The following is a 3,746-nucleotide window of genomic DNA, read 5'->3' on the forward strand; positions in this document are numbered from 1 at the left end:
CTGGATGTGCTCCCCCACCACGGGAAGCGTCGCCTCGACCACCGGTAATGCAGCATCGGACAGCATCGCTGAACCCCCTTCGCATCGAAGCGCGTGCGCCTCCGGGTCCTTCCCCGACAGCGGTACGGAGCGCCCGAGCCCCACCTCTAGCCTGCGACGCAGAGTCCCTCGAACGCTGAAAGAGACGTTAGTGGTGGAGGAGACGCAGGAGCAACGAGCGCAGGGGTGGATGAGGACGGCTGCTGGCCGCGCATCGGGCCGCAGCGGGGCGGCCGCCTCGCGTTCCTGCTCGAGAGCAGGCTCGAACTGTGATGGAGCCGGCTTGGCGCCTGCATGCACCTCCTGGACGGCGCTTGGCGCTCTCGGATCCTGGCGAACCCGCTCGCGGAGTGACGCTTCCGCGGAGAGTACGGCGTCCGCACGCGCACCTGACGCATGAGCAGGTGTCGTCACCAGCGATCGCCGCCGGCGACGAAGGCCCGCTCGTCCTCGTGCTCGCCTACTGCGGATTGCGATGGGGAGGCGATCGCGCTCGGCCGCCGGGGCCTCGACCTCGATCGCCGACGCATCGACGTCGACCTCAACGCGTCCGCCAGCATGACGCTCGACGTCTACAGCGACCTCGTCGGGGATGACCGGAACGCCGTCGCCGACCGTCTCGATCAAGGGTTGGCCGCGACAGATGTGGTCGAAATGTGGTCGGACGACGAGTCGCTCAACGGCTGAGCGCCTCTCGATCCGCTTGTTCATGCGGATCGAGAGGCCCTCGAGCTGGCGGTGGCGGTGGGATTTGAACCCACGGTGGAGTCACCCCCACACATGTTTTCGAGACATGCTCCTTCGGCCGCTCGGACACGCCACCGCCGACGAGTGTACGGGACGGCGGCCCCTTCGTCCCGCTGTCCGGACTGCGCGGAGAGGAGCCGAACCGGCCCGGAAACCCCCCGATCCGGCCGCGGAAGGACGCCGATGCGCGCGCCCGGGACACGTGTCGTGGACCCGGGCGATGTCGGTGCCCGTACGTACCTTCGATCCATGGCCACCGCCCGCACCAAGCCCACGCCGCAGGGGTACCGCTGCACGGAGTGCGGTTGGCGCACGGCCAAGTGGGTGGGCCGATGCGGGGAGTGCCAGAGCTGGGGCTCCGTCGTCGAGGCGGACGCGCAGGTCGGTCGCGTGCAGCCCGCCCAGGTGCCGGCGTCGCGCCGCGCGAAGCCGATCGTCGAGGTGCCGTTCGACGCGATGCGCCGTCGCAGCACGGGCGTCGGGGAGTTCGACCGGGTGCTCGGCGGCGGTGTCGTGCCGGGCGCGGTGATCCTGCTCTCCGGCGAGCCGGGTGTGGGCAAGAGCACCCTGCTGCTCGCGGTGGCCGCACACGTCGCGGCGCTCGGCGCTCGCGTGCTGTACGTCAGCGCGGAGGAGTCGCCCGGCCAGGTGCGGCTCCGAGCCGAGCGCACCGGCGCCATGCAGCCCACGCTCCTGCTCTCCGCCGAGACCGACCTCGCCGTCGTGCTGGGGCAGATCGAGCAGGAGTCGCCCGACCTCGTCATCGTGGACTCGGTGCAGACGGTGTCGTCCGCCGAGTCGACCGGCTTCGCGGGTGGACCGGGCCAGGTGCGGGAGGTCGCCGCGTCGCTCACCCGGGTGGCGAAGGAGCGCGACCTGCCCATCCTGCTCGTCGGGCACGTCACGAAGGACGGCCAGATCGCCGGCCCTCGCGTGCTCGAGCACCTCGTCGACGTCGTCTGCCAGTTCGAGGGCGACCGCCACACGGCGCTGCGCTTCGTCCGTGCCGTCAAGAACCGCTTCGGCCCCACCGACGAGGTCGGCTGCTTCGAGATGACCGGCGACGGCATCGCGGAGGTCCCGGATCCGACCGGGCTGTTCCTGTCGAGGAGCGTCGGGGCCGAGCCCGGCACCTGCGTGACCATCGCGATGGAGGGCCGGCGGGCCCTGCCGGTCGAGGTGCAGGCACTCGTCGTGCGCTCCACGACCCCTCAGCCGCGCCGCGTCGTCAACGGGGTCGACGGCAACCGCGTCGCCATGCTGCTCGCGGTGCTCGAGCGCCACGCGTCGGTGCGCCTGTTCGACTCCGACGTCTACGTCTCGACCGTGGGCGGCGTGCGCCTCTCGGAGCCGAGCGCCGACCTCGCCATCGCCCTCGCCGTCGCCTCCGCCGCCCGCGGCACCGAGATCCCGCCGACGCTCTGCGCGACGGGCGAGATCAGCCTCGCCGGCGAGATCCGCCCGGCCGCACAGGCGCCCCGCCGCGAAGCGGAGGCGCGCCGGCTCGGCTTCCCGACGCACCTCGGCCCCGACGTGGCCACCATCAAGGGCGCGATCCAGCAGGCGTTCGCCTGATCCGGCTCAGGTCGGCTCCTCGTCCGGCGCCCAGTCGTCCACGCCCACGATCGGCAGGCTCGCGGTCATCAGCGAGCCGTCGTCCCGACGATTCGTGCTGAACTGGTCGCTCGAGGGCCGGCCGGGCAGGTGCGGCCCCTGGCCGAGCAGCGGCACCGTCAGCGTCGTCCCCGCCTCCGCGACGTAGCGCTCGCCCCGCACCTCGAACTCGGCCGACTCGCCGTCCAGCACGTCGACGACGAAAACGTCCTGGCGCACCCGCACCTGCAGGCGCGTGCCGTGCCACTGGATCCGGAAGCGCAGCTCCGGCCACTCCGCCGGCAGCCTCGGGTCGAACGTGAGGTGGCCGCCCGCGTCGCGCATGCCGCCGAACCCGTACACGAGCGAGCTCCACACGCCACCGGCGGACGCCACGTGCACGCCGTCGCTCGCGTTGTTGTGCAGATCGTCGAGGTCGACGAGGAGCGCGTGGTGGAAGTACTCGAGCGCGAGATCCCGATAGCCGATCTCGGCCGCGATGATCGACTGCACCACGGCGGACAGGGTGGAGTCCCCCGTCGTCAGCGGGTCGTAGTAGTCGAAGTCGGCCCGCTTCATCTCGTCCGAGAACTCGTCCGAGAGCAGGAACAGGGCCAGCACCACGTCCGCCTGCTTCAGCACCTGGAAGCGGTAGATGACGAGCGGATGGAAGTGCAGCAGCAGCGGCAGCTTGTCCGCCGGGGTGTTCGCGAGGTCCCACACCTCCCGGTCGAGGAAGTGCACGTCCTGCGGGTGGATGCCGAAGGAGTCCGAGAACGGGATCACCATCGCCTCGGCGGCACGCTCCCACTCGCCGATCTCCGCCTCGTCGAACTGGACGCGCTCCATCATCCGCGAGTAGGCCTCGGGGAACTGGTCGGCGACGATCCGCACGGACTCCGCCGCGTACCGGAGGTTGAAGCGGGCCATCACGTTCGTGAAGAGGTTGTCGTTGACCACGGTCGTGTACTCGTCCGGCCCGGTCACGCCGTGGATGTGGAACGATGCACCACCGGTGCGGCGCCAGAACCCGAGCGTCGTCCACAGCCGTGCCGTCTCGACGACGACGTCGATCGCCCCGCGGGCGAGGAAGTCCGCGTCCCCCGTCGCCCGCACGTACTTCGCGATCGCATACGTGATGTCGGCGTTGATGTGGTACTGCGCGGTCCCGGCCGCGTAGTAGGCGGACGCCTCCTCGCCGCTGATCGTGCGCCAGGGGAACAACGCGCCGCCCTCGTTCAGCTGGCGGGCCCTTCGGCGCGCGGCCGGCAGCATCCGTTCGCGCATCTTCAGCGCGTTGCGGCCGAAGAGCGGGGACGTGTACGTGAGGAACGGCATCACATAGATCTCGGTGTCCCAGAAGTAGT

At 70.7% G+C, this 3,746-nt stretch carries 3 protein-coding genes and 1 tRNA gene; 2 read left to right on the plus strand and 2 right to left on the minus strand.

Annotated features, from left to right (window positions below):
- Positions 1–597: 597 nt before the first annotated feature.
- Positions 598–726: a hypothetical protein gene (locus tag JWQ92_RS01325; RefSeq protein WP_297342651.1), complete on the plus strand. Its 129-nt coding sequence runs from the start codon at positions 598–600 to the stop codon at positions 724–726.
- A 46-nt stretch (positions 727–772) separates the two neighbouring features.
- On the opposite strand, the gene JWQ92_RS01330 is transcribed toward JWQ92_RS01325, so the two are convergent.
- Positions 773–862: transfer RNA gene (locus JWQ92_RS01330), tRNA-Ser, on the minus strand.
- Between the two features lie 173 nt (positions 863–1,035).
- Between JWQ92_RS01330 and radA the strand changes: the two genes are divergently transcribed.
- A complete protein-coding gene (gene radA / locus JWQ92_RS01335) occupies positions 1,036–2,361 on the plus strand; it encodes a DNA repair protein RadA (protein ID WP_297342652.1) in 1,326 nt (441 codons plus the stop codon).
- A gap of 6 nt (positions 2,362–2,367) precedes the next feature.
- Here radA and JWQ92_RS01340 read toward each other — a convergent pair.
- The coding region (locus JWQ92_RS01340; protein ID WP_297342653.1) for a glycoside hydrolase family 65 protein at positions 2,368–3,746 on the minus strand (1,379 nt) is incomplete at its 5' end.

Origin of the sequence: Amnibacterium sp., assembly GCF_025463795.1 — a bacterium.
Taxonomy (GTDB): domain Bacteria; phylum Actinomycetota; class Actinomycetes; order Actinomycetales; family Microbacteriaceae; genus Amnibacterium.

Bases quoted from the DNA above. Each gene is read 5' to 3' on its own strand.
- JWQ92_RS01325 (WP_297342651.1), top strand. From the start codon at position 598: ATGACGCTCGACGTCTACAGCGACCTCGTCGGGGATGACCGGAACGCC.
- radA (WP_297342652.1), top strand. From the start codon at position 1,036: ATGGCCACCGCCCGCACCAAGCCCACGCCGCAGGGGTACCGCTGCACG.